General features: G+C 61.1%; 23 protein-coding genes and 1 tRNA gene. 7 read left to right on the forward strand and 17 right to left on the reverse strand.

Annotated elements, in window-relative coordinates; translation table 11 throughout:
- Positions 1-35: 35 nt before the first annotated feature.
- The 5 genes from DACI_RS27775 (at position 36) to DACI_RS27795 (ending at position 3,895) form a co-directional block, all read left to right on the forward strand.
- On the forward strand, positions 36-1,253 hold the full coding sequence (locus DACI_RS27775) for a type II secretion system F family protein (RefSeq protein WP_012207287.1): 1,218 nt from the start codon (positions 36-38) through the stop codon (positions 1,251-1,253).
- The gene (locus DACI_RS27780; protein ID WP_012207288.1) at positions 1,253-2,137 is read left to right on the forward strand and encodes a prepilin peptidase; all 885 of its coding nucleotides are present in this window, start codon (positions 1,253-1,255) and stop codon (positions 2,135-2,137) included. Before DACI_RS27775 ends, DACI_RS27780 begins: the two co-directional genes overlap by 1 nt.
- A 14-nt stretch (positions 2,138-2,151) precedes the next feature.
- Positions 2,152-2,796, forward strand: a complete 645-nt coding sequence (gene coaE, locus DACI_RS27785; RefSeq protein WP_012207289.1) for a dephospho-CoA kinase — start codon at positions 2,152-2,154, stop codon at positions 2,794-2,796.
- 89 nt (positions 2,797-2,885) lie between these two features.
- Positions 2,886-3,641: a cell division protein ZapD gene (gene zapD / locus DACI_RS27790; RefSeq protein ID WP_012207290.1), complete on the forward strand. Its 756-nt coding sequence runs from the start codon at positions 2,886-2,888 to the stop codon at positions 3,639-3,641.
- 17 nt (positions 3,642-3,658) lie between these two features.
- Entirely contained in the window at positions 3,659-3,895 is a 237-nt protein-coding gene (locus DACI_RS27795; protein WP_085930583.1) for a DNA gyrase inhibitor YacG, read from the forward strand.
- Positions 3,896-3,905: 10 nt separating this feature from the next.
- Here DACI_RS27795 and DACI_RS27800 read toward each other — a convergent pair whose 3' ends face one another.
- The 4 genes from DACI_RS27800 to secA form a co-directional block, all read right to left on the reverse strand.
- Positions 3,906-4,424 carry a (deoxy)nucleoside triphosphate pyrophosphohydrolase gene (locus DACI_RS27800; RefSeq protein WP_012207292.1) on the reverse strand — a complete coding sequence of 173 codons (519 nt, stop codon included), beginning with the start codon at positions 4,422-4,424 and terminating at the stop codon, positions 3,906-3,908.
- A 50-nt stretch (positions 4,425-4,474) separates the two neighbouring features.
- Positions 4,475-5,431, reverse strand: a complete 957-nt coding sequence (locus DACI_RS27805) for an ATP-binding protein (RefSeq protein WP_012207293.1) — start codon at positions 5,429-5,431, stop codon at positions 4,475-4,477.
- A 165-nt stretch (positions 5,432-5,596) separates the two neighbouring features.
- The gene (argJ, locus tag DACI_RS27810; RefSeq protein WP_012207294.1) at positions 5,597-6,829 is read right to left on the reverse strand and encodes a bifunctional glutamate N-acetyltransferase/amino-acid acetyltransferase ArgJ; all 1,233 of its coding nucleotides are present in this window, start codon (positions 6,827-6,829) and stop codon (positions 5,597-5,599) included.
- A gap of 150 nt (positions 6,830-6,979) precedes the next feature.
- The gene (secA, locus tag DACI_RS27815) at positions 6,980-9,727 is read right to left on the reverse strand and encodes a preprotein translocase subunit SecA (protein WP_012207295.1); all 2,748 of its coding nucleotides are present in this window, start codon (positions 9,725-9,727) and stop codon (positions 6,980-6,982) included.
- Positions 9,728-10,038: 311 nt separating this feature from the next.
- Here secA and DACI_RS27820 point away from each other — a divergent pair, with 311 nt between their 5' ends.
- The gene (locus tag DACI_RS27820; protein WP_034396930.1) at positions 10,039-10,344 is read left to right on the forward strand and encodes a hypothetical protein; all 306 of its coding nucleotides are present in this window, start codon (positions 10,039-10,041) and stop codon (positions 10,342-10,344) included.
- A gap of 69 nt (positions 10,345-10,413) precedes the next feature.
- Here DACI_RS27820 and DACI_RS27825 read toward each other — a convergent pair.
- The 6 genes from DACI_RS27825 to petA form a co-directional block, all read right to left on the reverse strand.
- Positions 10,414-10,489: transfer RNA gene (locus tag DACI_RS27825), tRNA-Thr, on the reverse strand.
- Positions 10,490-10,587: 98 nt separating this feature from the next.
- The gene (locus DACI_RS27830; protein WP_012207297.1) at positions 10,588-11,118 is read right to left on the reverse strand and encodes a ClpXP protease specificity-enhancing factor; all 531 of its coding nucleotides are present in this window, start codon (positions 11,116-11,118) and stop codon (positions 10,588-10,590) included.
- A 103-nt stretch (positions 11,119-11,221) separates the two neighbouring features.
- The gene (locus tag DACI_RS27835; RefSeq protein WP_012207298.1) at positions 11,222-11,833 is read right to left on the reverse strand and encodes a glutathione S-transferase N-terminal domain-containing protein; all 612 of its coding nucleotides are present in this window, start codon (positions 11,831-11,833) and stop codon (positions 11,222-11,224) included.
- A 103-nt stretch (positions 11,834-11,936) separates the two neighbouring features.
- Complete coding sequence (locus DACI_RS27840; RefSeq protein WP_012207299.1) at positions 11,937-12,692, reverse strand: cytochrome c1; 756 nt, start codon at positions 12,690-12,692, stop codon at positions 11,937-11,939.
- A 17-nt stretch (positions 12,693-12,709) separates the two neighbouring features.
- A complete protein-coding gene (locus DACI_RS27845) occupies positions 12,710-14,125 on the reverse strand; it encodes a cytochrome b (RefSeq protein ID WP_012207300.1) in 1,416 nt (471 codons plus the stop codon).
- A 14-nt stretch (positions 14,126-14,139) separates the two neighbouring features.
- A complete protein-coding gene (petA, locus tag DACI_RS27850) occupies positions 14,140-14,736 on the reverse strand; it encodes a ubiquinol-cytochrome c reductase iron-sulfur subunit (protein ID WP_012207301.1) in 597 nt (198 codons plus the stop codon).
- 149 nt (positions 14,737-14,885) lie between these two features.
- Here petA and mscL point away from each other — a divergent pair, with 149 nt between their 5' ends.
- Complete coding sequence (mscL, locus tag DACI_RS27855) at positions 14,886-15,314, forward strand: large conductance mechanosensitive channel protein MscL (protein ID WP_012207302.1); 429 nt, start codon at positions 14,886-14,888, stop codon at positions 15,312-15,314.
- A gap of 92 nt (positions 15,315-15,406) precedes the next feature.
- Here mscL and pdxA read toward each other — a convergent pair whose 3' ends face one another.
- The 7 genes from pdxA to DACI_RS27875 form a co-directional block, all read right to left on the reverse strand.
- Positions 15,407-16,468 carry a 4-hydroxythreonine-4-phosphate dehydrogenase PdxA gene (gene pdxA, locus DACI_RS27860; RefSeq protein WP_012207303.1) on the reverse strand — a complete coding sequence of 354 codons (1,062 nt, stop codon included), beginning with the start codon at positions 16,466-16,468 and terminating at the stop codon, positions 15,407-15,409.
- 112 nt (positions 16,469-16,580) lie between these two features.
- On the reverse strand, positions 16,581-17,342 hold the full coding sequence (locus DACI_RS27865) for a Nif3-like dinuclear metal center hexameric protein (RefSeq protein ID WP_012207304.1): 762 nt from the start codon (positions 17,340-17,342) through the stop codon (positions 16,581-16,583).
- Between the two features lie 74 nt (positions 17,343-17,416).
- Positions 17,417-18,742, reverse strand: coding sequence for an MFS transporter (locus DACI_RS27870; protein WP_012207305.1), 1,326 nt, complete (start codon positions 18,740-18,742; stop codon positions 17,417-17,419).
- 578 nt (positions 18,743-19,320) lie between these two features.
- Positions 19,321-19,644, reverse strand: coding sequence for a hypothetical protein (locus DACI_RS32290; RefSeq protein WP_157059706.1), 324 nt, complete (start codon positions 19,642-19,644; stop codon positions 19,321-19,323).
- Positions 19,641-20,156, reverse strand: coding sequence for a hypothetical protein (locus tag DACI_RS32295; RefSeq protein WP_157059707.1), 516 nt, complete (start codon positions 20,154-20,156; stop codon positions 19,641-19,643). The genes DACI_RS32290 and DACI_RS32295 overlap by 4 nt, the downstream gene beginning before the upstream one ends.
- A gap of 353 nt (positions 20,157-20,509) precedes the next feature.
- On the reverse strand, positions 20,510-20,968 hold the full coding sequence (locus DACI_RS31700; protein ID WP_152630160.1) for a tetratricopeptide repeat protein: 459 nt from the start codon (positions 20,966-20,968) through the stop codon (positions 20,510-20,512).
- On the reverse strand, positions 20,968-25,140 hold the full coding sequence (locus DACI_RS27875; protein WP_012207308.1) for an RHS repeat-associated core domain-containing protein: 4,173 nt from the start codon (positions 25,138-25,140) through the stop codon (positions 20,968-20,970). Before DACI_RS27875 ends, DACI_RS31700 begins: the two co-directional genes overlap by 1 nt.
- Positions 25,141-25,190 lie beyond the last annotated feature (50 nt).

Below are 25,190 nucleotides of genomic sequence, written 5' to 3' on the forward strand. Positions count from 1 at the left end.
GCGCGGACAGCGCAGACAACAAAAGAGGGAGCACGATGGCCACAGCCGCGTCCAAAGGAATCAAGGAATTTGTCTTTGAATGGGAGGGCAAGGATCGCAACGGCAAGATCGTCCGCGGCGAAACCCGGGCCGGGGGCATCAATCAGGTCCAGGCCATGCTGCGCCGTCAGGGCGTGCTTCCCAGCAAGATCAAGAAGCGCCGTACGCGCGGCGGCAAGAAGATCAAGCCCAAGGACATCGCGCTGTTCACGCGCCAGATGGCCACGATGATGAAGGCCGGCGTCCCTCTGCTGCAGGCCTTCGACATCGTCGGGCGCGGCAACACCAACCCCAGTGTGACGCGCCTGCTGGCCGATATCCGCTCCGACGTGGAGACCGGCACCTCACTGAATGCGGCCTATCGCAAGCACCCCCTTTACTTCGACAGCCTCTACTGCAATCTGGTGGAGGCAGGCGAAGCTGCCGGTATCCTGGAAGCCCTGCTGGACCGCCTGGCCACCTACATGGAGAAGACCGAAGCCATCAAGTCCAAGATCAAGTCGGCGTTGATGTATCCGATTTCGGTGGTCGTTGTGGCCTTCATCGTCGTGACCATCATCATGCTTTTCGTGATCCCGGCCTTCAAGGACGTGTTCAGCTCGTTCGGTGCGGATCTGCCGGCCCCGACTCTGTTCGTGATGGGTGTCAGCGACATCTTTGTCCAATGGTGGTGGGTAATCTTCGGCGTGATCGGAGGCGGCTTCTACTTCTTCATGCAGGCCTGGAAGCGCAATGAGCGCATGCAGCAGTTCATGGATCGTGCAATGTTGAAGATGCCGGTCTTTGGCGCATTGATCGAAAAGTCCTGCGTTGCACGCTGGACGCGCACGCTGTCGACCATGTTTGCTGCAGGCGTTCCGCTGGTCGAAGCACTGGATTCCGTCGGCGGCGCCTCCGGGAATGCCATCTACGCCAATGCCACCGAGAAGATCCAGCAGGAAGTCTCCACCGGCACCAGCCTCACGGTGGCCATGACCAATGCCAACGTCTTTCCCTCCATGGTGCTGCAGATGTGCGCCATCGGCGAGGAATCCGGCTCCATCGACCACATGCTTGGCAAAGCAGCCGATTTCTACGAGGAAGAGGTCGATGACATGGTGGCAGGCCTGTCCAGCCTGATGGAGCCTATCATCATTGTTTTCCTGGGCACCCTCATCGGCGGCATCGTGGTTTCGATGTACCTGCCCATCTTCAAGCTGGGTCAGGTGGTCTGATGGTTTTGGAACTCTGGATGCAGGCTACATTGGGCGGCCTGCTGGGCCTGTTGGTTGGCAGCTTTCTCAACGTGGTGGTGCATAGGCTGCCCCGCATGATGGAACAGCAATGGAATGCGGAATGCGCCCAATGGGCGCAGGAGCAATCCGGTGCCACGCCCCCCTCTGCTGCGCCTGACCCTGCCGAGCCTCCCCTGAGCCTGAGCCGCCCCCGCTCGCGCTGCCCGCATTGCGGCCATGCCATCCACTGGTACGAGAACATTCCCGTGCTCAGCTATCTGGCGCTGCGGGGCCGGTGCTCGGAATGCAAGGCATCGATCAGCATCCGCTACCCGCTGGTGGAACTGGCCTGCGCTGCGCTATTCGCCTACTGCACGATGCAATGGGGCATCACGCCCACAGGCGCTGCCTGGTGCCTTTTCAGCGCCGCCTTGCTGAGCCTGGCATTGATCGACTGGGATACCACACTGCTCCCAGACGACATCACCCTGCCCTTGCTGTGGGCCGGACTGCTGTCGTCGGCGCTGCACTGGACCGCCGTGACTCTGGCCGACGCGGTCTGGGGTGCCGCAGTGGGCTATCTTTCGCTGTGGCTGGTTTACTGGGCCTTCAAGCTGGCCACCGGCAAGGAAGGCATGGGCTACGGCGACTTCAAGCTGTTTGCCGCGCTGGGCGCCTGGTTCGGCTGGCAGGCACTCGTGCCCATCATCCTGATCTCGTCCGTGATTGGCGCCGTCGTGGGCATTGCGCTGAAGATCAACAGCCGCCTGCGCGAAGGTGGCTATGTTCCCTTTGGCCCCTTTCTTGCGGGCGCCGGCTTTGCCGCCATGGTGTTCGGACCCCAGCAGATGCTGCAATCCCTGTTGGCAGCCATCGGTCTTTGATCCGACACTGCGGCATGGAATCCAGCAACGCCCCGCCCCCACGTCCGCACCCGCGCCCTTTCCGGCTGGGCCTGACCGGCGGCATCGGCAGCGGCAAGAGCACCGTGGCCGCACAGCTTGCCTTGCGCGGAGCAAGCATCATCGATGCCGACCAGATCTCGCGCAGCCTCACCGCCCCGGCAGGCGCCGCATTGCCCGAGATTGCGCGCAGCTTCGGGCCTGAACTGATCGATGCGAACGGTGCTCTGGACCGTGCGCGCATGCGCGAACTGGTCTTCCAGCAGCCTGCCGCACGCCAGCAGCTGGAAGCCATCATCCACCCCCTGGTGGCTCGGCAAACGGCCCTTGAAGTCCAGCAGGCCACCGATGCCGGATGCGCGCTCATCGTGCATGACATCCCGCTGCTTGTGGAGTCCGGCCGCTGGCCTGCCCTGCTCGATGCCGTGCTGGTCGTGGACTGCCGGACGGAAACACAGATCGCACGCGTCATGGCCCGCAACGGATTGCCCCGCGATGCCGTGCAAGCCATCATCGCCGCCCAGGCCACCCGCGCGGCACGGCTGGCGGCAGCCGACTGGGTGCTCTACAACGACGAAGCCATGACGATAGAGGCTTTGCACGCATGCACCGATCGAATCTCGGCATGGTTCGGGCTATGATGCACGCCATGGCTTGGCCTGTGCGTGTAATTCAGCATGTGCACGACGTAGACAGCTGATTCCTGAGCACCCCGAGGAGCCCAGCAAGCGTGATCCTGTACGAATATCCTTTCAATGAGCGCCTGAGGACCTACCTCAGGCTGGAGCAGCTGTATCGCCGCCTGGGCGAGCTGCTGTCGCGCGCTCATTCCATCGATCACCATTTCGCGCTGGTCACCATCTTCGAGATCATGGACGTGGCAGCACGCACCGACCTGAAGACGGACGTGCTCAAAGACCTCGAACGCCACAAGAGCCTGCTCGACAGCCTGCGCGGCAACCCCGATATCGCCGAGCACATGCTCGACCAGGTGTCCCGCCATGTGGAGCAGTGCTTTGCCCAGCTCAACGCCCAGAACGGAAAGGCCGGCCAGTCCCTGACCGACAACGAATGGCTGATGGCCGTGCGCAGCCGCATCGGCATCCCTGGCGGCACCTGCGGTTTCGATTTGCCGGCCTATCACGCCTGGCAGTTCCATGACCCCCAGGTGCGCCTGCGTGATCTGGAGGACTGGGCCAGCACACTGACCCCGCTGGGTCAGTCGCTGCAGCTGCTGCTCAAGATGCTGCGCGAAACCGGCGTGCCGCAATGGGTGGCCGCAGAAAAAGGCGTGTTCCAGCAGGCCATGCCGCCCGGTCGCAGCTTTCAGCTGCTGCGCCTTCGCATAGACCCTGCGTTGAATCTTGTTCCGGAAATCAGCGGCAACCGCCTGCTGGTTTCTGTGCGCCTGCTTCGCCCCGAGAGCGGCGCCAAACCCCAGCCTTGCAGCGAAGATGCCTCGTTCGAGGTCACGCTTTGCAGCTGATGGAAAAGACTGCCGGCATGTCCACGAAAGCCACGCACTCTGTCGATGCATCATCCGCATCCGCTGGGCCCACGGTGCGCTGCCCGACCTGCAGCGGCCCCAGCCTGTTCGCGCCGGCCAACCGCTTTCGGCCCTTTTGCAGCGAGCGCTGCTACCAGATCGACCTGGGCGCCTGGGCCAACGAGGAATTCCGCGTGCCTGCGCCCATGCCTCCCGAGGATTCGCCATTCGGCGACCCTCGCACTGAACCCTGATCAGGCCTGATCAGACTTTCGGCTGGCCTGCCTCGTAGAAGCCGGCATCAAAAGGCAGCCCACGTTCCTCGCTGAGCCATTGCAGCACCGGATAGGCGCCAGGCAACACCGGCTGCACCTGTAGCGGAAGTTGCTGCCAGGCCATCTGCTGGCCTTCTCGCATCTCGAACTCCCCGCTCCAACGCGTGATCTTGCACCAGTGCAGGCGCACCAGGGCATGCGGATAGTCATGCTCGGTCACCTTCCAGACGGGGGCTGCAGCGATCTCGACGCCCAGCTCTTCCTGAAGCTCGCGACGCAATGCCTGCTCCACGGTTTCGCCGGATTCGATCTTCCCGCCAGGGAACTCCCAATAGCCGGCATAGGGCTTGCCAGGCGGCCGGCTGGTGATCAGCAGCGCGCCATCGGACTCGCGCAGGAGCACGCCAACGGCGACTTCGGTGTGCTTGCGCTGGGCCGGCGCTTGAGACGGCGGTTGAGACTGGGCAGCATCGGCGCCGGCGTTCAGAGAGATTTCTTTTTCAGTCACTTGATCTTTCGCAAAAAACCGCCCGGCCCCAAGGCCGGGCAGCAGGCTTGTCAGAGCTCGGCCTCTTCGGCCAGCCCTTGGACATCGGCGATGCCGGTCTGGCGCTGGTTCGGGCGCTCGGCGCGGCCCGCATAGTCACGGGCGAACTGATGGGCCACACGGCCGCTGCGCGAGCCACGCTCCAGCGCCCAGACCAGAGCCTCAGGACGCGCGGCCTCGATCGTGGCCTGGTCCAGTCCCAGGGCCTCCAGCCATTGAGCCACCACGCGCAGGTACTCGTCCTGGCTGAAGGGATAGAAGCTCACCCACAGGCCGAAGCGCTCGGACAGCGAGATCTTTTCCTCAATCACCTCGCCGGGATGCAGCTCGCCATCCTCGCCGCGCTGGTAGGTCAGATTCTCGGACTGGTACTCCGGCAGCAGATGGCGGCGATTGCTGGTCGCATAGACCAGCACGTTCGGGCTGGCGGCGCTGACCGATCCATCCAGAATGGACTTCAGGGCCTTGTAGCCAGGCTCGCCTTCCTCAAAGCTCAGATCGTCGCAATAGATAATGAACTTCTCGGGCCGGCCGGCCACCACATCGACGATGTCGGGCAGGTCCGTCAGATCGGCCTTGTCCACCTCGATCAGGCGCAGGCCCTGCGACGCAAAGGCATGCAGGCAGGCACGAATCAGCGAGGATTTGCCCGTGCCGCGCGCGCCGGTGAGCAGCACGTTGTTGGCCGTGCGGCCGGTCACGAACTGCTCGGTATTGCGCGCGATCTTGTCCTTTTGCACGTCGATGTTCTGCAGGTCGGACAGTTGCATGGCGCCGACGTGGCGCACGGGCTCCAGCAGGCCGCAGCCGTTGGCGCGCTTGCGATAGCGCCAGGCGATCGCGGTATTCCAGTCTGCGGGGGATTGCAGCGGCTGGGGCAGGATGGCCTCGATGCGCTGCATCAGCTGCTCGGCGCGCTGCACCAATTGCAGCAAGGGGGCGGCGACGGCTTCTGTGGGCAATGTCATGGATGTCTCTCGAATACGGATCTCACGGCCACCGACGCTGGATATGCCCGGGAATCGAGATGGATCTCATGCCAACGCCAGAGCTTTTGCGCGCCGGCCGCCATTGAAAGCTGGCAGCAGCCAGGCACAGGGCCTGCGGCTGCCGGCGGCACGGTGGGTGGAGAGTCAGGAGCGGTAGTCGGCGTTGATGCTCACGTAGTCGTGGCTCAGATCGCAGGTCCACACGGTCTGCTCGGCCTCCCCTCGGCCCAGTAGCACGCGCACGATGATCTCCTGCTGCTTCATCACGCGCTGGCCGTCTTCCTCCTGATAGGCAGGGTTGCGGCCGCCATTGACTGCGACATGCACATCGTTCAGGTACAGGTCGATCTTGGTCTGGTCCAGATCGTCGATGCTAGCATAGCCCACCGCCGCGAGGATGCGGCCCAGATTCGGGTCGCTGGCAAAGAACGCCGTCTTGACCAGGGGCGAATGCGCGATGGAATAGGCCACCAGGCGGCACTCGACCTCGGTCTTGCCACCTTCCACCTTGATGGTGATGAACTTGGTGGCGCCTTCGCCATCGCGCACGATGGCCTGGGCCAGCAGACGCGACACGTCCAGCAATGCAGCCTTCAGGGCCTGGCCTTCGGCGCTGGTCAGCGAAGTGATCTGCGCATTGCCGGCCTTGTGCGTGGCCACCAGCACAAAGGAATCGTTGGTCGATGTGTCGCCGTCGATGGTCACGCGGTTGAACGAGCCGTCGGCCAGTTCCTTGACCAGGGGCTGCAGCAGCTCGGGAGCGATGGCCGCATCGGTGGCCAGAAAGCCCAGCATGGTCGCCATGTTGGGGCGGATCATGCCCGCGCCCTTGCTGATGCCGGTGATGCTCACGCGCTTGCCGCCAATGTCCACGGCCCGGCTGAAGGCCTTGGGCAGGGTGTCGGTGGTCATGATGCCCTCGGCAGCCGTGCCCCAGTTGTCGGCCTTGGCTGCGGCAATGGCGGCCGGCAGGCCGGCTGCAATGCGGTCCACAGGCAGCTCTTCCATGATCACGCCAGTGGAGAACGGCAGGATCTGCTCGGGCTTGAGCTGCAGCAGCGCTGCCAGATCTGCGCAGGTACGGCGCGCACGTGCCAGGCCGTCGGCGCCAGTGCCCGCATTGGCATTGCCTGTGTTGATGACCATGGCACGGATGGCGCCCGCTGTCTGAACCAGATGCTCGCGGCTGACCTGCACAGGCGCTGCGCAGAAACGGTTCTGCGTGAATACGCCAGCCACCGAAGCGCCCTCGTCGAGCAGGAACACGGACAGGTCCTTGCGGTTGGCCTTGCGCACACCGGCTTCGGTGACGCCGATGCGAACGCCGTTGATCGCCAACAGGTCGGCGTGCACGGGAGCGGAGAGATTCACAGGCATTGAGGGGCTTCCTACAGTGAAAGAAAAACGCGCTCCATTATCGGAACAAACCGGAGCGGCACGTATTTCATCGACTTTAAAAAAGAAAACGGCACGGAGTGCATCCGTGCCGTTTTCCGTGTCTTGCGGTGTCTTACGACGCCCGCCGCATCACGACAGCTTGCCGTGGCACTGCTTGTACTTCTTGCCGCTGCCGCAGGGGCAGGGATCATTGCGGCCCACGCGAGCGCCTTCGGGCAGCTCCAGCGGCTCGTCTTCGACGGAGCCACCGATGTCGCCATCCGACGGAGCGCCATAGGTCATGTGCTCCAGGCTGTGGGCGCTGCGCTGCTCCAGGGCCTCGGTGGCCTGCTCCACCTGTTCGCGCGACTGCACCTGCACGGTCATCAGCACGCGCGTGACTTCGGTCTTGACCTGGTCGATGAGCTGGCGGAACAGCTCGAAGGCCTCGCGCTTGTATTCCTGCTTGGGCTGCTTTTGCGCATAGCCGCGCAGGTGGATGCCCTGGCGCAGATAGTCGAGTGCAGACAGGTGGTCACGCCAGTTGGTGTCGAAGCTTTGCAGCAGAACGGCGCGCTGGAATTGCGTGAAGTTCTCGCGGCCGATCAGCTCGACCTTGGCATCGAACACTTCGCGGGCGGCCTGCAGTACCTTTTCGAGGATTTCCTCGTCGGTGATGGCATGCGCGGACTGCACCTGCGACTGCAGCGGCAGCTGGATGCGCCATTCGCTTTCCAGCGCCTTTTCCAGACCGGCCAGGTCCCACTGCTCTTCCATGGACTCGGCAGGAACGTACTGGCGCACCAGATCGGACACCACGTCGTCGCGCATCACCGTGATCATCTCGTACAGGTCCGAGGCGTCGAGGATCTCGTTGCGCTGCTGGTAGATCACCTTGCGCTGGTCGTTGGACACGTCGTCGTATTCGAGCAGCTGCTTGCGGATGTCGAAGTTGCGGGCCTCGACCTTGCGCTGAGCGCCTTCGATGGAGCGGGTCACGATGCCGGCTTCGATGGCTTCGCCATCGGGCATCTTCAGGCGGTCCATGATGGCGCGCACACGGTCGCCAGCGAAGATGCGCATCAGCGCATCGTCCAGGCTCAGGTAAAAGCGCGAGGAGCCGGGATCGCCCTGGCGGCCCGAACGGCCACGCAGCTGGTTGTCGATACGGCGCGATTCATGGCGCTCCGTGGCGATGATGCGCAGGCCACCCAGGGCCGAGACCTTGTCGTGCTCGATCTTCCAGTCGGCGCGCATTTGTTCGATGCGCTGCTGACGTTCGGCTTCGGACAGGGATTCATCGGCCTCGACAGCAGCCACCTGCTTTTCGATGTTGCCGCCCAGCACGATGTCGGTGCCGCGGCCGGCCATGTTGGTGGCGATGGTGATCATGCCGGGACGACCGGCCTGGGCCACGATGTCGGCCTCGCGCTCGTGCTGCTTGGCGTTGAGCACCTGGTGGGGCAGGTTTTCCTTGTTGAGCAGCTCGTCGATGATTTCGGAGTTCTCAATCGAAGTCGTGCCCACCAGCACGGGCTGGCCGCGCTCATAGCATTCACGGATATCGCGGATCGCCGCCTCGTACTTCTCGCGCGTGGTCTTGTAGACACGGTCGAGCTGGTCGTCGCGCTTGCTGGGACGGTTGGGCGGAATCACCATGGTCTCGAGACCATAGATTTCCTGGAATTCGTAGGCCTCAGTATCGGCCGTGCCCGTCATGCCAGCCAGCTTGCCGTAGAGACGGAAGTAGTTCTGGAAGGTGATCGAGGCCATGGTCTGGTTCTCGGCCTGGATGGTCACGCCTTCCTTGGCCTCGACCGCCTGGTGCAGGCCGTCGCTCCAGCGCCGGCCTGCCATCAGGCGGCCCGTGAACTCGTCAACGATGACGATCTCGCCGTTCTGCACCACATAGTGCTGGTCACGGTGGTAGAGGTTGTTGGCACGCAGCGCCGCGTAGAGATGGTGGACCAGGGTGATGTTGGCCGGGTCGTACAGCGAGGCGCCCTCGGCAATCATGCCGGCGTGGCCCAGCAGGCGCTCTGCGGCCTCGTAACCCTGGTCGGTCAGGAACACCTGGTGGCTCTTCTCGTCCACGGTGAAGTCGCCGGGCTTGGTCACGCCTTCGCCGGTGCGCGGGTCGGCCTCGCCTTCCTGGCGCACCAGGTTGGGAACGATCTTGTTCATGGCCACGTACATGGCCGTGTGGTCTTCGGCCTGGCCGCTGATGATCAGCGGCGTGCGGGCCTCATCGATCAGGATGGAGTCCACCTCGTCAACGATGGCGTAGTTGAGCACGCGCTGAACGCGGTCGCCCGACTCGTAGACCATGTTGTCGCGCAAGTAGTCGAAGCCGTATTCGTTGTTCGTGCCGTAGGTGATGTCGCTGTTGTAGGCGGCCTGCTTTTCCTCGCGCGGCATGTTGGGCAGGTTGATGCCCACCGACAGTCCGAGGAAGTTGTACAGCTTGGCCATCCAGGTCGCATCGCGATTGGCCAGATAGTCGTTCACGGTCACCACGTGCACGCCATTGCCCGACAGTGCGTTCAGGTAGACCGGCAGCGTGGCGGTCAGCGTCTTGCCTTCGCCGGTGCGCATTTCGGCGATCTTGCCGTAGTGCAGCGCCATGCCGCCCAGCAGCTGAACGTCGAAGTGGCGCATCTTCATGACGCGCTTGGAGCCCTCGCGCACCACGGCGAAGGCTTCGGGCAGCAGGTCGTCCAGCGACTCGCCCTTGGCCACACGTTCCTTGAACTCCTGCGTCTTTGCACGCAGAGCCTCGTCGCTGAGCTTCTCGTAGTCGGGCTCCATCGCATTGATGCGAACAACCGTCTTGCGGTATTGCTTGAGAAGCCGATCGTTTCGGCTGCCGAATAGTTTGGTGAGGAAGTTGGTGGCCATGCGAAAAAGACACACCGCCGCCCGCTGAAGCGGACTGCGGTGTGCCTGGAATCCCTAGATTGTTGGATTTCAGATGGGGCCGCTCCACCTGCCTGCAAGTGCTCTTCTGAAGAACACATGCGACCGGGCCGAAGCGAGAACCGAACAATTGATTCTAACTGCCTCTGTCCAACCCTCTCTCAGGCAGGCCGACGCATGCAGCCGCACAGCCCCGAACCCGAATCCCCGGACCCGCGCCACCCCGCAGATGCTGCTATAACGACCCTCCGGGCCGGCGCATGCCAACGCTGCCAGTCCAGCCCTTCAAGCCCATGACCTTCACACGCCGCCACCACGCCGTCACCGCCCTGCACGCCGTCGAGAACTCGCCCACGCTGGCGCGGCTCGCACAGCTCACCCGGGACTCCAGCAATCGCCTGACGGCCATCCTGCCCCTGGTGCCGCCGCTGCTGCGCGCCAGCCTGCAGGCAGGCCCCATCGAGGGCAGCACCTGGTGCCTGCTGGTGCGAAACAATGCGGCAGCCGCCAAGATCCGCCAGTTGCTTCCCGCCATGGCCGCCCACCTGCGCACCAAGGGGTGGGATGTGACCGAGATCCGGCTCAAAGTGCAGGCCTGATCGGCCGCTGAAACAAACGCGGCCGGAAATGAAGAAAGCAATGAAAAAAGGCCTCCGAAGGAGACCTTTTGGTGCCGGTTGTCGGATTCGAACTGACGACCTACCGCTTACAAGGCGGGTGCTCTACCAACTGAGCTAAACCGGCGAAGCACGAATTCTAGCGCAGAAAAAGACCGCTTCAGCCGTTCCCGGCGTCTGCGAACACGCTTGCGCGCGTGATCGCAGGCCCAGGGTACGAAAAACCTACTTCACCAGCTTCAGCGAGGGCCGCGTGCCCGAGGGCGGCGGCGTGCGCGGGGGCTCTTCATCATCGCCCTCGTTCTGGATACTCACCAGCTGCACCACGCGTTCGTCGGCAGCGGGCTCGGCCGGCACTTCAGCAACTGCGTCCTGCGACACGGGCTCATCGGATTCCTGCTCCATCGAAACTTCGTTGTCGGCGTCGGCATCCGACTCCGGCGCCGGGAAAGCCATGCCTTGCCCGGTCTCCCGTGCGTAGATGGCCATCACCTGCTCGACAGGCACCATGATTTCGCGTGGCTTGCCGCCAAAGCGGGCCGTGAAGCTGATGAAGTCATTGCCCATCTGCAGGCCGCTGGTGGCGTCGTAGCTGACGTTGAGCACGATCTCGCCGTCGCGCACGAACTCGCGCGGCACCTGCACGTTGCGGTCCACGCGCACTGCGATGTGGGGTGTGAAGCCGTTGTCGGTGCACCACTCGTACAGGGCCCGGATCAGGTAGGGGCGGGTGGAAGTTGCTTCGGGGGCAGTCATGACGATCCCAGGAAAAGAGTGGTCGTAATACGAAAACGGGCAGGATATGGCGACCGGTTGACCGCCTTCCCTGCCCGCGCAATCAGTCGTCAACCGATGCGAATTACTTGCGCATCACCTTCTCGGAAGGCGTCAGCGCTTCGATGTAGGCAGGGCGCGAGAAGATGCGCTCGGCGTACTTGAGCAGCGGGGCGGCGTTCTTGGAAACCTCGATGCCGTAGTAGTCCAGGCGCCACAGCAGCGGGGCAATGGCCACGTCCAGCATGGAGAAGTTCTCGCCCAGCATGTACTTGTTCTTGAGGAACACGGGAGCCAGTTGCGTCAGGCGGTCGCGGATGTGGGCGCGCGCCTTTTCGATGGCCTTTTCGTTGCCCTTGACGTTGCGCTCCTCGAGCGTGCTCACGTGCACGAACAGTTCCTTCTCGAAGTTCAGCAGGAACAGGCGCACGCGGGCGCGGTCCACCGGGTCGCCGGGCATCAGCTGGGGATGCGGGAAGCGCTCGTCGATGTACTCGTTGATGATGTTCGATTCGTACAGGATCAGGTCGCGCTCGACCAGGATGGGCACCTGGCCGTACGGGTTCATCACGCTGATGTCTTCAGGCTTGCTGAACAGGTCCACATCGCGGATCTCGAAGTCCATGCCTTTTTCGAACAGGACGAAACGGCAACGGTGTGAAAAGGGGCAGGTCGTTCCCGAATAAAGCACCATCATGGTGGAGGCTCCTAAAAATCAAAAAGAGTGGGTCGCTCGCGGCGCCCACTCTGCACACAGTTCAGCCGCGCAATCGCTTGCACGACCTTCTGCAGTCACGGTTTTATTTGACGTCTTTCCAGAACGCGGCGTTGAGGCGCCATGCAATGAAGATGAAGACCGCCAGGAAAAGCAGCACGCCCACGCCAATGCGGATGCGGCTGTTCTGTGCCGGCTCACCCATCCATTGCAGGTAGTTCACCAGATCGCCAACTGCCTGATCGTACTGCACTGGGCTCATGGAGCCGGGAGAGACCTGCTCCCACCCCTTGAAAACCTGGGTCTTCACGCCGTGCTCCTCGGCTTCTTCGAAGATGGCACGGCGCTCGCCCTGCAGTTGCCACAGTGCATGGGGCATGCCCACGCTGGGGAAGGCCAGGTTGTTCCAGCCCGTGGCCTTGGTGTCATCGCGGTAGAAGGTGCGCAGGAAGGTGTAGAGATAGTCGGCACCCGTGCCGTTGTGGCCTGCGCGCGAGCGCGCGATCACCGTCAGATCCGGCGGATTGGCACCGAACCACTCCTTGGCTTCCTTCGGGTTGATGGCCGCCTTCATGGTCTCGCCCACCTTGTCGGTGGTGAACAGCAGGTTGTCCTTGATTTCCTGCTCGGTCAGCCCGATGTCCTGCAGCCGGTTGAAGCGCATGAATGCGGCCGAGTGGCAGCTCAGGCAGTAGTTGACGAACAGCTTGGCGCCGTTTTGCAGCGATGCCGTGTCATTGGTCTTGCCCGGGGCCTTGTCCCAGGCGATACCGCCTTCGGAAGCCTGTGCACCGGTCATGATGCCCAGGGCCGCGATCAACGTGAGAATCAGTTTCTTCATTGTTGTTCTCTCCAGCTTCAGTGCGGCTTGAACGTCACACGATCGGGAACGGGTTTGGTCTTGCCCAGGCGGCTCCACCAGGGCATCAGCAGGAAGAAGCCGAAGTAGAACAGCGTTCCGACCTGGGACACGCGCTCGCCGATGGGCGACGGCGGCTGCACACCGAGATAGGCCAGGATCACGAAGTTGATCACGAAGATGCCGTAGAGGTACTTGTGCCAGCTCGGACGGTAGCGAATGGACTTGACCGGGCTGCAATCGAGCCAGGGCAGCGCGAACAGGATGATCACGGCGCCACCCATCACCAGCACGCCCCAGAACTTGGCGTCGATGGACAGCATCATGGCGATGACGCCCAGGGCCACGATGGCGACCACGCCCTTGACGGCTACCGGCAGGCGCGACTTGAGCACGCCAAAGCCCGCACCCAGCAACACGCAGGCGATCAGCACATACATCATCTCGCTGGTGATGGCACGCAGCATCGAGTAGAACGGCGTGAAGTACCAGACCGGCGCAATGTGCGAAGGCGTCTTCAGCGGATCGGCCGGGATGAAGTTGTTGTACTCCAGGAAGTAGCCGCCGAACTCGGGCGCGAAGAACACCACGGCCGAGAACAGGAACAGGAACACCGTCACGCCAAAGATGTCGTGCACCGTGTAGTAGGGATGGAAGGGGATGCCGTCCAGCGGATGGCCCTTGGCGTCCTTGGGCGCGTTGGGGCCCTTGATCTCGATGCCGTCCGGATTGTTGGAGCCCACGTCGTGCAGCGCCAGCAAGTGGGCCACGACCAGGCCCAGCAGCACCAGGGGCACGGCGATCACGTGGAAGCTGAAGAAGCGGTTGAGCGTGGCATCGCCCACCACGTAGTCGCCACGGATCAGCAGCGCCAGGTCCGGGCCGATGAAGGGGATCGCCGAGAACAGGTTCACGATCACCTGGGCGCCCCAGTACGACATCTGGCCCCAGGGCAGCAGGTAGCCCATGAAGGCCTCGGCCATCAGCACCAGGAAGATGGCGCAGCCGAAGATCCAGACCAGTTCGCGCGGCTTGCGGTACGAACCGTACAGAAGGCCGCGGAACATGTGCAGATAGACCACGACGAAGAAGGCCGACGCGCCCGTGGAGTGCATGTAGCGGATCAGCCAGCCCCAGGGCACATCGCGCATGATGTACTCGACCGAGGCGAACGCCTTCTCGGCGTCCGGCTTGTAGTGCATCACCAGGAAGATGCCGGTGACGATCTGGATCACCAGCACCAGCAGTGCCAGCGAGCCGAAGATGTACCAGAAGTTGAAGTTCTTCGGAGCGTAGTACTCCGACATGTGCACACGGTAGGCGTCGAAAGCCGTTGGAAAACGGTTCTCGAACCAGTTCGTGAGCTTGGCGCCCGCAGGCGCGTTCGGATCGATGTCCTTGAATTCGTGGGCCATTGTTCTTGTCTCCCTCAAGCCTTGTCTTCACCGATGAGGAGCTTGGTCTCCGACAGGTACATGTGCGGTGGCACCTGCAGGTTGTCGGGGGCCGGCTTGTTCTTGAAGACACGGCCAGCCATGTCAAAAGTCGAGCCATGGCAGGGGCACAGGAAGCCGCCCTTCCAGTCATTGGGCAGCGAAGGCTGCGCGCCGGGCTGGAACTTGTCGGAAGGCGAGCAGCCCAGGTGCGTGCAGATGCCGACGACGACCAGCACTTCGGGCTTGATCGAGCGGGCTTCATTCATCGCGTAGGGCGGCGTGAACTCTTCAGGGTGGCGCTTGGACTGGGGATCGGCCAGCTGGCTGTCCAGCTCGGGCAGTTCCTTGATCTGTTCCGGCGTGCGCTTGATGATCCAGACTGGCTTGCCGCGCCACTCGACCGTGAGCTTCTCGCCGTCCTTGAGTGCGGAGATATCGACCTCCACTGCAGCCCCGGCGGCCTTGGCCTTCTCGGATGGCTGGAAGGTGCTCACGAACGGGACGGCTGTCGCCACGCCGCCCACCGCGCCAGCACACGCCGACGTGATGATCCACGTCCGCTTGCTGGAGTCGATTGGAGTGTCACTCATGGGGTTCCTCGAACTACGTCGCTTGAGTTGGGGTCAACAATAAATTGTAGCGGGGCGAGTATGGTTATTCCATACCGACTCCGACATTGACAGGCTCCAAAGCCGCGCAATACTGCGCTATCTCAAACTCTTTCCAGATGGAGCCAGCCATGGGCATGATGCAGGAATTTCGTGAGTTCGCAGTTAAGGGAAACGTGGTAGATCTCGCCGTGGGCGTCATCATCGGCGGAGCGTTTGGCAAAATCGTCGATTCCGTGGTAAACGACCTGATCATGCCGGTCGTTGGCCTTGTTTTCGGCAAGCTGGACTTCTCCAATCTGTTCGTCGTGCTGGGCAGCGTGCCCCCCGGAACAGCGATGACGCTCGATGCCCTCAAGAAGGCCGGCGTCCCCGTATTTGCCTATGGGAACTTCATCACGGTGGCGGTGAATTTCATCATCCTGGCCTTCATCATTTTCATGATGGTCAAGCAGATCAACCGCCTTCGCCGCGAGGCCCCGGCCGCCCCCGCGCCGGCCCCCGTCACACCTGAAGACATCGTGCTGCTGCGCGAGATTCGCGACAGCCTCAAGCGCTGAAATCCGTGTTTTGACGCAAATCAAAACGCCCGTGGCATGGTTGCCACGGGCGTTTTCCATTACTGCAGATTCCCGATGCTTGGGCTAGCCATTCAAGCCGCCAATTTGCGCGCCATTCGCACGGACTCAATCAGGCTGCTCGCCTCTGCAAGGCCCTGCCCTGCAATATCGAAAGCCGTGCCGTGGTCCGGGCTGGTGCGCACCAGCGGCAGCCCCAATGTGACATTCACGCCCTTTTCCACGCCCAGGTACTTCACGGGAATCAGTCCCTGGTCGTGGTACATGGCCAGCACCACGTCGAACTCACCGGGGTGGCCGGGAGCATTGCGGGCGCGCATGAACACCGTATCGGGCGCAAAAGGTCCATGGGCGTCCAGGCCCTCGGCGCGCGCCTGGGTGATGGCCGGGGCAATGATCTCGACCTCCTCGCTGCCGAACAGGCCGCCCTCGCCCGCATGCGGGTTCAGCCCTGCCACACCGATCCGCGGCGGGCGGCCCAGGCTGCGAGACAGGGCTTCATGCGTGATGCGCAAGGTCTGCAGCAGGTTGTCCTTCGTTACCGCATCGATCGCCTTGCGCAGCGAGGTATGGATGCTGACCAGCACCGTCCGCAGCTCATCGTTGGCCAGCATCATGCGTACCGGCATGCGGTCCAGGCCCACACCCGCATGCTGCGCAGCCTCGAACTGCAGCAGCTCGGTATGACCAGGAAAGTCCACGCCCGCAGCATGCAGCGCCTCCTTGTGCAGGGGCGCCGTCACCAGAGCCGCGATTTCGCCTCGCAAGGCAGCCCGCGCGGCCCAGACCACGCAGCGCGCAGCCGCATCACCGGCGCTGGCACTCACCTGGCCCCAGGGCGCAGGACCGGGCAGCCCGGGCAGCTCCAGCAAAGGGATGCAATGGGGCGGCACCTGCCACAGTTGCTCAGCCGACTCGATGACGGCTACGGGCATGGGAATGGCGTTGTCGCCATCGCGCGCACGCGCCGCCACGGCGGCTGCCCGGCGCAGCGTCTGCAACTCGCCGACGACGAAGCAGTCGCGCATGACCTCGGGCACTTCCATGAATGCCTTGGCGATGGTCTCAGGCCCTACGCCTGCAGAGTCGCCCTGGGTGATGGCAATCGCGGCTTGGGGGTGTGTGGAATCAGGCATTTTCGGTATCCGGATCAGGCAAGCCGGTCATTCGCACCGCGCTTGCAGCAAAAGGCCTCGCCCCTTGGGCGGGCCGATAGTAGGCGAACAACGGGCCAATAACAGGCCAGCATCAGGCCGGATTGTCGATCTCGATGAAACGGTGCTCCAGCCCCAGCTCCAATGCCACCTGCCCCGCCAGGGCCGGCGCACCATAGCGCTCGGTCGCATGGTGGCCGGCAGCCAGGAAGGCCACGCCCGTCTCGCGCGCCAGGTGCGCCTGCGGCTCGGAAATCTCGCCCGTGATGAAGGCATCGGCCCCAGCGGCAATCGCGGCCTCGAAGAAACCTTGTGCGCCGCCCGTGCACCAGGCAATGCGGCGAATGGGGTGAATGGGGCGCAGTCGCTCTCCCCCCACGCAGACAGGCGTGCGCCCCAGCGCCTGCTGCACATGCCTGCCCAGCGCCGCCGCGTCGGCAAACTCCGCCGCGGCCATCCAGCCCAGGTTCTGCTCGCCAAACGTTGCCTGGCCCTCAAGCCCCAGCTGCACGCCCAGCTGCGCGTTGTTGCCCCATTGCGGATGGGCATCCAGCGGCAGGTGGTAGGCAAAGAGATTGATGTCATGGGCCAGCAGCAGGCGGATGCGCTCCTTGAGCCAGCCCGTGATGCGGCCATCCATGCCGCGCCAGAACAGGCCGTGGTGCACGAAGATGGCATCGGCCTGCGCCTCGATGGCCGCCTCGATCAGCGCGCGGCTGGCCGTCACCCCGCTGACGATGCGGCGGATCTCGCCGCGCCCCTCCACCTGCAGGCCGTTGGGACCGTAGTCCTTGAAGCGCTCGGGCTGCAGCAATCCGTCGAAGTGGGCCAGGAGTTCTTGTCGCGTGGTGCTCATGAAAGGATTGTCAGCGATCCATGCGGCGCCAAAGAAAAAGGGCAGCCATGCTGCCCTTCATTCCACTGCCCAGCTCAGCCGCGCCTGGGTTGCCAACCACGGCAGGCCAGGGGCCAGAAGCCGATGGCCGCGCCCAGGATGCCCATGGCCGCCACATAGTGCGCAGGCGCCATCACATCCACCTGCTGCCACACGGACACCAGCATGGGCGTCATGCCGCCGAACACCGCATAGGCCATGTTGTAGGCAAAGGACAGGCCCGTGAAACGCACCTCGGCTGGGAAGGCGCGCACGCCCACCACCGGCAGCAGCGCAATGCTGCCCACGAAAAAGCCCACCAGCGCGTAGCTCCACACCAGCGAGGACGCCGTGCCCGGCAGGTTCAGATAGAACGCATAGGCCGTCACCGTCATGCCCAGCCAGCCCGTGACCATGGCCACACGCGTGCTCATCTTGTCGGACAGCCAGCCCCAGAACACGCAGCCCAGCGTCAGCGTCACCGTGGCCACGGCATTGGCCTTCATGGCCAGGGCCGCGTCGATGTGGAAGACCTTCTGCAGATAGGCCGGCGTGAACAGCACCACCACCACGATGGCCGTGGACAGCACCCAGGTCATCAGCGCCACCAGCACGCAGGCCTGGCGGTGGTCGCGCACGATGGTCTTGAGCGGTAGTTCGCGGTCGGCCTGCTTGCGAGCCATCAGCTCCTGGAAGATGGGTGTCTCATGCAGGAACTTGCGCAGGTAGACCGACACCAGGCCGAACACGCCGCCCAGGATGAAGGGCATGCGCCAGGCCCAGTCGTGGATCTCCTCGGCGCTGTAGGTGCTGTTGAGCCAGACACCGATGATGGAGCCCAGGAAAATGCCGCCCGTGATGCCCGAAGTCAGCGAGCCGATGGCAAAGCCGTAGTGGCGCGCCGGCGCATGCTCGGCCACGAAGACCCAGGCGCCCGGCATCTCGCCACCAATGGCCGCGCCCTGCAGCACGCGCATGGCCAGCAGCAAAATCGGCGCGGCAATGCCGATGGAGGCGTAGGTGGGCAGCAGGCCGATCACCAGCGTGGGCACGGCCATCAGGAAGATGGACAGCGTGAACATCTTCTTGCGGCCCAGGATGTCGCCAAAGTGCGCAATCAGAATGCCGCCGATGGGCCGGGCCAGATAGCCCGCCGCAAAAATGCCCAGCGTCTGCAACTGGCGCAGCCAGTCCGGCATCTCGGCCGGGAAGAACAGCTTGCCGATGACGTTGGCGAAGAAAACGAAAACGACGAAGTCGTAGAACTCCAGGGTGCCGCCCAGGGCCGACAGGCCCAGGGTCTTGTAGTCCTGTCGGTTGAGAGGACGTGCGGTCGCAACAGCAGGGGCCATGCCCGGCTGCGCTTGGTCAAGCGTAGTCATGGTTTTTTTCCAGGGATCGAACAGCAGGACGGCGCGGTGGATACCACGGCAACGGATGAGCGTGCAGCGGCAGATCGTTCTGCAAGACTTCGGGATCGGAGGACTTGGCTCTCTCTTGGGGCCGGCTTGTGGGCCGGCGCAACAGCGAACGCGGCGTGGCGCAGTCGTCGGGGGATTCTAGGGTTTGTACTGTAGCTGTGTGGGGAGCGCGGCTTTGGCGCCCTTGGGCGCAGCATCACGGCGGACCGTCTACCCGCTCTGGCGTATGGGTCATGGGATGGCGGGCTTGCCTGCAGGCGCGCAAACACTCTTCAACGGTGCAGCGCTTGCATCGCGCCAGCCCGATGGGATTGATCCTTCATAACCCTTGCGGCGCTTGTTGGGGCGCGAAGGCATGAAGCCTTTTCATCGGTCCTGGATCGTTTTCCTGCATAAGCCCCTCAGACTCTGTCCGCGAAAAGGAATGACGCTCAGGCCAATCCTGTTTTTCGGGCATGAACAGGCTGCTGCGTGAGCATCTGGTTCGCTAATCACCGCCACTCACCGACACAGCCATTTCCGATGAAGGATCACAGCCGTCAACTCTCACTGTTCAAGAAATGCAACTCCACCGATTCCGGCAGAACGCAAAAACTATGGCCCACATATTCACCGTAATCTTCAAATTGAACTGCAGAACCGAATCCCAGCCAAATATAGCCATGGGCATCAATGCTTTGAACACAAGCTATCCTGCCAATGTATGACAGCATTTCCAACTGTTCATCACTGGGAAGATCTTTCAGCAGCCAGGCAGGCACACTCAACAGCCGGACATGGTTACCGACATCAATCGGACATTTTTCACCAGCTGCCATCGAAACATCCTGCTTTCTCGCAATAGATTTTTTACTCAAATTCAAGATATCGAGAAATTCTCAGCAATCAGTTGCCGATATTTTTCATGGGAATATCTCATTTGCAAAATCTCATCGTTATTGAACAAGGGCGAAATAGCTTTCCTTTTCATTGAAGGAAGATCACAACCTTCAAACAACTTCACCAAGATATCACCAAGAACAACATCCTCTCCAGCTTCATTTTCCCTCTTAGCAGCCCTTGCCAGATCTTGGGATATATTGAAAAAATCCAGAATAGCAAAGCATTTTCCAGCATCGACCGCAACACATGAATCAATAGAGTCTATCAAACCACGAACAAGATCAACATTTATTTTAAAAACCTCCTCAAAATTCACATTCAATTTTTCACGTTCAGACATTTCATACAATTTAAACTTGGTCTTTGCATAGACTACACTGCCACTGTCTACATCCTTTAAAAAACCATCTCCGCCATCACCTTCCACCCACAATGCGTATCTATGCTCTTGCTGAACAATGAATTCAACAGGATAATAAATATTATTTATCATAAAACGGCACTTCTATTCTACGCATAAACAACAAAGCACGAAATCAATCAATATGCAGATTTCTATCTTTCTGCAAGAAATTTATTTCAATTGAATTTAGCAAAAATCGATAAGTCATCATATACCCCACAGAAATGGAAGATGTATGCATCACCATTAATTTTGGCATAAACAACATACATAGAGTAAATACCTTCTTTTCACCAGCCGAACCAACCAAAGGCTCATCGTCGGTTGGAAGCCATCTTCCTATAAATCATTGGCCCGAAGAAATCGGGCAGGTCAACCCGCAAAAAGAAGGAGCCACCCGACACCACTGATTTAGAGGTCAACTGGAGTTGCGGGAGAATTTTTTATTTGCATAGGCATTTACGCAACTCAACAGCTTCAGCCTTCGTTATCTCAAGGGCATCTTTGCTATTAATAACAATCTCAAGATATTTTTTTGCCCTATCAACTTCCAACTCACTTATCATATACATTTTTGCCAAATGAAGTGCCGCTTCAACGTCTCCAGCATTAAGAGACTTCTCAAACCAATGCTTTGCCTTCACCAAATCTCCAATTGTGCGATAAGTGATCCCAAGATTTAAAAGAGCAGAAATACTTCCTGCCGCAACCGCCTTTTCATCCCATTCAATTGATTTCTTGAAATCAATTTCAATCCCTTTCCCAGATCCGTACATCACCCCCAGCATAACCATAGAATCCACATCTCCGGAGATTGCGGATTCAAGAAATAATTTCAACGCCTTTTTGTAGTGCCTCTTATCATATGCTTTAGATGCAATGGCAAACAATTCATTAATCATCAATTACCTTTAATCTCACCCCAATTGGGAGGTTTTGGTTTTGGTATCCATTTTCCAGTTTGGTGATCCTTGCATTCAATTTTATTAGGGTCGCTTGGATGATCTCGACAGTGCTTATAAGGATTTTTTGAATTCTGACCAGAAGAACCCCCAGTTGCACCACGCTCTCCGCGTCCACGACTTTCCATGCACAAATCCATAATACCCCCAAGCATAGGCCCAACCAATGGAGGAAACACTATAGGAAAATTTATAGGATTTGGGCCATAAGTAGGTCCACGCGGATCTGTTGGATCAATTGGCGTAGGTCGAGGCCCTCCAGGTGTAGGACCCGGAATTGGAATAGGTATACCTCCAGGCCCAGGCAAAACTGCTTGCTGCCCAGTCGGGTCATTCAGTTTTACAGGATTCTCCTCTGCATAGACAAAGACATTGACTCCACCGTCTATTCCGATTGGGTCTGTTTGCAAATATCTACCCACCCCCGGACTGTAGTCGCGTTGATAGTTGTAATGCGTTCCCGTCTCTTCATCAAAATACTGACCCGCAAACCGCAAATTCATCCGCGTGCGGTTACCGCTACGCTCCAGTGTTTGCCCAAAGCTCTCGTTCAAGGCCTGCCACGAAGAGCGGCCTGCCGCGTCGCTGGCCACCTGCGGGGTACTTAAATGGTCACTGTGCAGATAATGATAAATCCTGGTACTGGTACCCGTCTGACCGTTGATGTGATCCGCCTGCCATAGGGGTTCCGTACCCCAGTCCGCATCAGGCTGCCAGCCATAGGATTTAATCGTTTTTCCTAGCGCCTCTACTTCTGCCAGCAGTCCTTCGCCGCTGTAAATAAACCAGGTCGTCTGCGCGCCCTGCCCCGTCCCCAGCGTCTTGCTGATACGCCGCCCAAACGGGTCGTACTGGTAGCGTGCCGTGACCTGCCCATCCTGCTCCACAGCCACCCGGCGCTCTGCCGCGTCATAGAGGTTGGTGGTGATGCTGCCATTGCGTGTGGCGCTCTGGATATGGCCAGTGGCGCTGTAGTCATAGCGCACCTGGTCCGCGCCAAGGCCCCGCTGGACCAGCCGGTTGCCGCTGGCGTATTGCCATTCGCCGGGCTGGTGCAGGCTGCTGGTGCGGTTGTGCACGGCGTCGTAGCCGTATTGTTCCTGGGGCAGGCCCAGTTCGGTCAGGCTGGTGCTGGGGCGAACCTGGGTCAGGCGGTCCAGTGCGTCATACGCGTAGTCAACGCTGCCGTTGACATCGCTGCCCAATTGCAGCGTCTTGCGTGTGATGCTGCTCTCGACGTCGTATTGATAGCCCAGCGTCAGGAGGTTGGCGTTGGAAGCTCCCTGGACCTGGATGCCCTGGATTCTGTAGAAGCCGTCGTAGGCGATGCTTCTGCTGGCGCCAGGGTACTGGACCTTGGTGGGCAGCATCCACTGGTAGTCAGCCCATGTGATCTTGTCGGTGCTGCCGGGCTGGGTGGCCTCTTTCAGGTGGCCCTTGGCATAGCTGAAGGCAGCGGCGCTGCTGTCAGGGTAACCCTGGCTGGTTTTGCGGCCATCGGCATCCCAACCCTGGGCCAGGGTGGCGGTGATGCGGTTGGCGCCGTCGCCGTAGATCAATTGCTCCTGGCTGATGCGGCCCAGGGCGTCACGGCTGTAGTCGGCCTGGCTGATGAGCTTGCCACTGCCATCCTTTTGTTCGTAGCCGGCAAGGCGGCCAGCCTTGTCATAGCGGTAGGTGATGCTGCTGCTCCAGCCCGGTTTCCCGGCCTGTGGGCTGGTGCGGGTGAGCAGGGTCAGCAGTCCATCGCTGTTGTAGGTGTAGCTGCTGACATCCCCTGCCGCGTTGGTTTTCTTGACCAGAAAGCCCGCGGCATCGTATGCATAGGTGGTCTTGCCACCTTCCGGGCGCATTTCCTCGGTCAGGCGGCCCAGCCGGTCATATTGCCGGGTATGCACGTTGCCGTTGGCATCAGTGACGCGGGTGATCTGGTGCAGCAGGTTGTAGGCCATCTGGGTGGCATGGCCGCTCGCGTCGATGGATTTGGAGACGCGGCCCAGTGCGTCGTACTCGTAAATGGTGGTCTTGCCGCCCGGGCTGGTGATGGCGGCGGTCTGTCCTGCGCTGTCAAGGCTGTAGTGCAGGGTCAGGCTTTCACCATCGCGTGACTTGCGGATGGTGGAGGTGCGCCGCCCCCGCTGGTCATACTGGCCCAACTCAGCAAGGCCGCCTGGGTAGTTGATGGCTTGCAGCAGGTTGGCCTGGGGGGTACCCAGCGCTCCGTATTCGTACTGGGAGCTGTCGCCTGCAGGGTTCTTGTAGCTGGCGACACGGCCCAGCATGTCATAGCCCAGTTCATGGCGGTTACCCGTGGGCGTGGTCTGCGAAACGATGTCGCCATAGGCGTTGTACTCATAGCGGTAGACGTAGCCCAGCGCGTTGGTGGCCGTGACCAGGCGGCTTTGGCTGTCATAGGTAGCGACGGTGGCATGGCCCTCGCCATCCATGCTCTGGGTTTCGTTGCCTAGCGCATCGAAGCGCGCCGAGGATGTCAGGCCCGAGGGATAGATGGTCTTGATGCGATTGCCATGGCTGTCGTATTCATGGCGTGTGGTGTGGCCCAGCGGATTGGTGATGCTCGCAATCTGCCCGGTGACGGTATGCGTGTAGCTCCATACGCCGCCTTCCGCGTCCGTGGCCGTTTTGCGATTGCCGTTGCCGTCATAGGCATAGGTGGTGACGCTGGCCTGGGCGCCTGTGCCCAGGGTCTGCCGGACGATTTGCCCCAGCTCGTCGTACTCCCATGCCGTGATGCGCTCCAACGAAGTTCCCTGGGCTTCGATGCGCTGTACCGCCCGCCCCTTGCTGTCATGCCGCCAGGCGGTGACGATTCCCAGTTCATTGGTATGGCTGGTGGTTTCGCCATGCACGGGATCGTAGGTGTAGCTTTCCTCGCTGCCATCAGCATGGCGAATCCTCAGCGGGCGCCGGTTGTAGTCCCAATAGGTGGTGCGGGTGTTGCCGCGCTCGTCCACCAGCCTGTCTGTGTAGTTGCCATCCCAGCTTCTTTGCCGAATGGTTTTGTCATTGAGGGTGCGACCCGACTCCAGGCCGTCCTTGTCATAGTGGACCACCAAGCGATTGCCACGAGGATCGGTCAGCGTGGCAATGAATTTTCGTGATTCCCTGAGGTATTGCACCGAGCCCGTTGTGGTGCCCTGGCGGTCACTGAAGCTGCCGACACGCCCGCCTCCCCAGTTGGTCTGCAGTTTCCGGGTGGTGCCACTGGTTCCCGTGGGATCAAGGGTGATGCCCAGGTTGCCTAGCGTGAACTGGGCGGCGGGCGCCGGCGCACTGGCGCTGTACTGGGCCGTGATCTTGCCCCCCAGCGGGTCCGTGCGGCTGGTGAGTTGGCCGTTGCCGTCATAGGTGTACGTCCATCGGTTGCCCCTGGTATCCAATACTTCAGTCAGTCGCCTGGTGATCCCAGATCCCGCCCAGGTGTAGCGCACGATATTGCCTGATCGGTCCTCGATGCTAGTGACAATGCCGTCGGCCAGGTTGAGCCGCAAAGCCAACTGCCCATGGTGGTCAAGAATGCGGATGCTGGAAGCGCTGTCGTAACTGAACCGGACCTGAATGCCATTGAAGTCCGTATAACCCTGAATGCGCCCCTGCGCGTCATAGTCGATGGTGTTGCCGCGGCGGTCATACCACTGCCAGCCATCCTGGCCAGGGCGATTCACCTGCCGGATGAAAGTGGGCGCATTCACCCTGTCCTTGGCGATGAATAGGCCCGACTGGCCGCTTCTTTCATATAGCGTGCCTGCGCGCTGGATGGTCTTGGCATCCCTGCCCAATGGATCAAGCTCGAAGTCCAGCGGAGCCCATGCGGGGTTGAGCCACCAACGCCCGAGTGTCCAGGTGCGGGCGATGTCGATGCTACCGCCCAGTACCTTGACCTGCAGATCGGTGTTGACCTCCCGATATTCACCGTTGGGCCACTTGATGTACGGATACTCGCTTGCATGTGCCTGCAGGACTGCCAGGCCCAGCAGGGCAAACGCCCAGGCAAGGATGCGCCTGGAAGTCCAGGACAAGGCCCGCCGTGCTGCGGCGCACTTGTCTGGATATTGGGCCGTTTCAATCAGATGTTTAAGTGCCTGAGTCATTTTTAAGCTTCCCTGTGGACCGCTGACGGGTCCCCCTCTCCAATCCTCTG

Origin of the sequence: Delftia acidovorans SPH-1 (assembly GCF_000018665.1) — a bacterium.
GTDB classification, from domain to species: domain Bacteria; phylum Pseudomonadota; class Gammaproteobacteria; order Burkholderiales; family Burkholderiaceae_C; genus Comamonas; species Comamonas acidovorans.